The organism is Variovorax sp. P1_H12_2, from assembly GCF_056405335.1.
Genome location: NZ_JBFUCI010000452.1, coordinates 1 through 4,948, shown reverse-complemented (window position 1 = coordinate 4,948; position 4,948 = coordinate 1). Strand labels below are relative to the sequence as shown.

The following is a 4,948-nucleotide window of genomic DNA, read 5'->3' as shown; positions in this document are numbered from 1 at the left end:
ATGTGCTGGCGCGCGAGGGTTTCACCCGCGGCGAGGCAGAGGCCAACTACAAGACGGCCTACCTGATGTCTTGCGGGCCGGTGCGATCCGCCTGGGAGAACTACTTCAACCCGGAGATCAACGCGCAGTCTCCGGTGAAGACCATGAGCCCGACGGATTCGGAACGCGTCGAGATCCAGAACATCACGTTCCTGCCGACCGACCAGGACGACTTGCGCGTCGCGCAAGTCCGGTTCGACAAGACGGTCACGCGGGGTGTCGCGCCGCCTGTGCGCACGCGCTACATCGCAACGCTCACGGTGCGCTACGAGCAGGCCAACATTCCCTCTCAGATCCGCGACCTGCACGTGAACGCGTTTGGGTTCTGCGCGGTCAACTATCGGCGAGATCAGGAGGGCGTTTCTCAGGTGCTGAGTGCCCCACCGCCGGGTTCGGCAGGGCAGGGCGGTTCCATCCGTGGGCCCGCGGCGCCGATCACGCCCGCCAACGTCGGGATGCCTCAGGCGGCGGCGAGATGAAAGCGCCGCTGCGCTTGCTGTCGGTTGGGTACTGCACTTTCGCTGCAGTTGCGGGCCATGCCGAGGTCGGCACCGTGCCGTCGGCCAGCGATGCCCGAATCCAGACGGTTCGCTACACCGGCAACGACATCATCCGCATTGTCGCCGCCGAAGGCGTGGTGACGACCATCGAACTCAGCAAGAAGGAAGACATCAAGGACTTCGCGATGGGCGACCGCGACGCCTGGCACGCGGCCATCAACGGCAACCTGTTCGTGATCAAGCCGAAGGACGTCAAGGCCGACACCAACCTGACGCTCTTCACGAACCGTCGCAGCTACCTGTTCCAGCTCAAGACGATGAGCAGGACCGCCCGCAACGTTGCCTACTGGGTGCGGCTGCAGTACCCGGAAGGCGATGCTTCGACCCCAGAGGCGCTCGCGCTGGCGAAGCAGGACGCCGACCGCAAGCAGATGAAAGCCGACCTGAAGGCGTCGGGTCTTGAGGGCGCCCTCAACTACGACTACTGGATCGTCGGCCCGAAGGAACTGCAACCGCTCTCGATGCACGACAACGGCCGGCAGACTTTCATGCTGTTCTCCGCGGCCAATCCCTTGCCGGCGGCGTTCATCATCGAGCCGGACGGCAGCGAGAACCTGGTCGACTACCACGTCGAGGACGACACGATGGTGCTGCACCGCGTCGTCACACGGGTGATCCTGCGGCGCGGCGCGCTTGTCGCGGGCATCACCAACCGGTCGCCGACCCTGCCGATCCAGTCGGCACCGACCGGGACGGCCAGCGGCAAGGTGCAGCGATCCATCCGCGAACCGGGAGGTGAGTGATGTTCGAACAGAAGCTGGAGGCTCCGGTCGCCGAGGAGGAGCGCGAAGGGCTCATCGAGCGCAAACGGGCCGTCGCACCGGGCCAGAAGCTGATCCTGGTGGCGACCTCGAGCGTGGCGGCGGTGCTGATCCTTTTCGGGATTGCGAGCCGGAACAACTACTTCGGGCTTTTCGGGGCGCCTGCGCCGGCGAAGGCCGATCCGCACAACGACAGCCGCCCGGTGTCGGCGCCGGAGGTCAAGGTGCCGCTGGCGCTCGTGCCGCCGCCTTCGATCCCATCCTCACCGTCCTACGTCGAATGCCCGGGCGGCCTGCGCTTGCCGATCGGGCTGAACTGTCCCGAGCCGGAAAAAAAGGCCGAGGCGACCCCGTCCGCGGCCCAGGGCGGCATGTCTGAAGAAGATCGCATCCGGGAGCGCCGACGCAAGAGCGCGATCACCCTGGCCGTGGCCCCGCCGGGTGGGGCGGCCGCTGCGCATTTGGGGGCCGCGGTGGCGAACGTCGGCGTGCCCAGTGCGACCACGCCGCAGGGTGGCACGAATGCCCTGGCCGGTGCCCTGACCGCCACGATCACGCCCGGCACCAGTGCAACGATCAACCGAAACCCGTCCATGACGCTTGCCAAGGGCACGTTGCCGGATTGCACGCTGCTGACGGCGATCCTCACTGATCAGCCGGGGTTCCTGAAATGCATCCTGAGCGCGCCCGTCATGTCGATGGACGGCATGGTCGTGCTCATGGAAGCCGGCACCACGATGGAAGGCGAATACACCCAAGGCCTGCAGGCGGGCCAGAAGACGATCTTCACGCTGTGGTCGCGGGCCGTGACGCCGAACTTCGTCTCGGTACAACTGAACTCGCCCGGCACCGATGCCCTCGGCCGTGCCGGCACGTCGGGCTATGTGGACAACAAATGGATCGAACGCTTTGCCGGGGCCATCTTCTTCTCTCTGCTCCAGGACGCCAAGCAGATCTACATTGCCCAGGACGATGCCCGCGCGCAAAGGGCCAGCGGCAGCCCCTATGGCACCACGTACAACATCGGGACGCAAAGCATGCTCTCCCAGCTGAACAACACCGGCAACACGACGAACACGATCGTCGAGGAAATGCTCAAGCAGGGCAGCCAGCTGAAGCCGAGCCTCTACAAGAACCAAGGCGAGATCATCAAGATCTTCGTGGCCCGTGACGTCGACTTTTCGACGGTGTATGAGCTGCGCCCGGCGGCGGCAACCAACTGAGGCCTCGCGGATGGGCGCGCCCGACAAATACGTCTCGATCCTGGCCCATCTGCGCGCCTTCGAAGGCTGGCTGGCCGACCCAAGCGTGAACGAGGTCGCCGTCAACGCCCCGGGGGCCGTGCAGCTGTGGAAGAGAGGGGTGTGGGAGCGGGTCGACGCCCCCGCGGTCAACTTCGAATATCTCCAGGCCCTGGGCAGTTTCCTGGCGAACATCTCGCAGAAACCCTTCGACGAAGGAAATCCCATCCTGTCGGCGTACCTGCCCGACGGCGAGCGGATTGAAATGACGATGCCGCCGGCCGCGGCGCGGGGAATGATCTATCTGAACCTGCGCAAGCACACGAGCCAGTCTTTCAAGCTTAGCCAGTTCGTGGATCAGGGGTACTTTGAGCAAACACGGCATGTGTATTCGACAGCCCTGGTTGAAGGCGAGCGTACGAGGCTCCTCGCTCAGCTCGAGCCCGTCCAGGTCGAGCTATGGGCCTTGGCCCAGGCCGGGGATTGGTCCGCATTTCTCACGCAGGCGGTGGGACAACATCAGAACCTGATCGTGTCCGGTGCGACCGGCAGCGGCAAGACCTCGTTCATTCGCGCGTTGATCGAACTGATTCCTCACTGGGAACGGTTGATCACGGTGGAGGACACGCCGGAGATGCCGCTTTGGAACCATCCGAACTCCCAGGCGCTGTTCTACCGTCGTGACGGGCATGCCGGCGAGCGCGTGGTCGGTGCCACCGCCAAGCAGGTGCTCCAGGCGGTGATGCGCAAGACGCCGAATCGCGTCCTGCTGGCCGAGTTGCGCGGCGATGAGACCTTCTACTACGTGCAGAATGTCCTCAACTCGGGCCACCCCGGCGGCATCACGACCGTCCACGCGAACTCCTCGCAGCAGGCCTTCATCCGCATCGCGCTGCTGATCAAGGCGTCGGACGAAGGCCGCAGCCTCGCGCTCGACGAAATCATGCGGCTGCTGCACACGCTGGTGCATGTGGTCGTGCAATTGGTGTTTGACAAAGAACGCGGTCGGCACGTGCCGGCGATCTACTACGACCCGATGCTCGCGCTGTCGGTCGTGCGGTGAGGTGGATGGAACCAGCGCAGGTGTGAGGGCGCTGCCCTCCTCGTTCCCAAGGAGAGTGCAATGAATCGAGTGCAACTGATCGGCCGGCTTGGCCGAGATCCCGAAAGTGGGCTGAGCGGCAAGGGCAGCTATGCGAGCTTCGGCCTGGCGACGAATGAATACTGGACCGATCGTGGCTCCGGTGAACTGGTCGAACACACGGAATGGCACCAGTTGATCTGCTACGACCGCTTGGCGCAGATCGCCCAGGAGTTCCTCACCAAGGGCAGCGAGGTCTATGTCGAAGGACGGCTGCGGACGACGCGTTGGACCGACAAGGACGGCAAGGAGCAGCGAGGCTCCGAGATCCGGATCGATGAAATGAAGATGCTTCGCAGGGCTCCGAAGATGGATCCTGTGGTCGCGGCGGCCAAAAGCATGGCCTCGATCGAGACCATGATGAGGGACCTCGCCGTGGGTCTGCGAAACGACGTCACGCTGGCCGATCTCGCCGGGATGCTGAACGTGGTGCGGACCACCTTGGTCGGCGACGGCCCCGACAAGGAGGATGCTCGTGAACCAATCGCTCAAAGCGTTGCCGCCTGAGTCACCGCGCGAGGCGGACACCAGGTTCATTCAGGACGTTGACAGCGTGCGACGTGCCATCGACGCACGGGGAGCGCTACCCGACAAGACTTCGAATGAGGCGCCGTCGAACGTCATCGGGCCTGACAAGCCGGGGGCTCGTGCGGCTGCCCGTGGCGACGCCAACGCAGATCCGCGTTCGGCGCGGCCCGAAGTGGTCGTGCGTGTTTCGGTGATCGATGGCGCGGATCGCCTTGTCTACGTCGACATGCGAGATCGAGTTGGCTGGAAGCAGCCTGTGGCGGCTGAGCAGGTGGCGAGCGAACTTAGTCGTCTTCCTTCTGCCACCGAGGGTGTCACCCCTGCCGCGCCGCGCACGGTGCGAACCCTGGAGATGGGGCGCCCGCTGGCCCCACCGCATCGGGTGGATGATTCCATGCCCGCATCGAAGACGCCGACGCCCTACGGTCTTGGCAAAGCCAGCCTCTCGGCGAGCCCGTCGCTGTCGGCTCAGCAGCAGCGCATGTCAGCGCCATCGAGGGCGCCAACGCTGCCAGTTCGAGCGACGCTCCAGGCACCGGCGAGGTCCAGATGAGCCGGCTGCGCGAGTTCCCTGCGTTGGCCGAGATGAGGCTTGCGCCCCAGCCCAAGTAGGCTTCGATCTTCATGAATGACAATCGCAAGCCCGCGCCACCGGCCTCCGTCTGGAACCGTTTCTGG

6 protein-coding genes are annotated in these 4,948 nt (G+C 64.8%); all 6 read left to right on the top strand.

The window, feature by feature from the left end:
- Window positions 1–518, top strand: a 518-nt coding sequence (locus AC1D2K_RS29810) for a VirB8 family type IV secretion system protein (protein ID WP_478093435.1), incomplete at its 5' end; no start/stop codon positions are given.
- Window positions 515–1,342: a TrbG/VirB9 family P-type conjugative transfer protein gene (locus AC1D2K_RS29805; protein WP_478093434.1), complete on the top strand. Its 828-nt coding sequence runs from the start codon at window positions 515–517 to the stop codon at window positions 1,340–1,342. The genes AC1D2K_RS29810 and AC1D2K_RS29805, both read left to right, overlap by 4 nt.
- Window positions 1,342–2,583, top strand: a complete 1,242-nt coding sequence (locus tag AC1D2K_RS29800) for a TrbI/VirB10 family protein (RefSeq protein WP_478093433.1) — start codon at window positions 1,342–1,344, stop codon at window positions 2,581–2,583. The genes AC1D2K_RS29805 and AC1D2K_RS29800 overlap by 1 nt, the downstream gene beginning before the upstream one ends.
- Before the next feature lie 10 nt (window positions 2,584–2,593).
- Window positions 2,594–3,664 carry a P-type DNA transfer ATPase VirB11 gene (gene virB11 / locus AC1D2K_RS29795; protein WP_478093432.1) on the top strand — a complete coding sequence of 357 codons (1,071 nt, stop codon included), beginning with the start codon at window positions 2,594–2,596 and terminating at the stop codon, window positions 3,662–3,664.
- A gap of 60 nt (window positions 3,665–3,724) precedes the next feature.
- Window positions 3,725–4,249, top strand: a complete 525-nt coding sequence (locus AC1D2K_RS29790) for a single-stranded DNA-binding protein (protein ID WP_478093430.1) — start codon at window positions 3,725–3,727, stop codon at window positions 4,247–4,249.
- Complete coding sequence (locus tag AC1D2K_RS29785; RefSeq protein ID WP_478093429.1) at window positions 4,218–4,823, top strand: hypothetical protein; 606 nt, start codon at window positions 4,218–4,220, stop codon at window positions 4,821–4,823. The genes AC1D2K_RS29790 and AC1D2K_RS29785 overlap by 32 nt, the downstream gene beginning before the upstream one ends.
- Window positions 4,824–4,948: the final 125 nt, after the last annotated feature.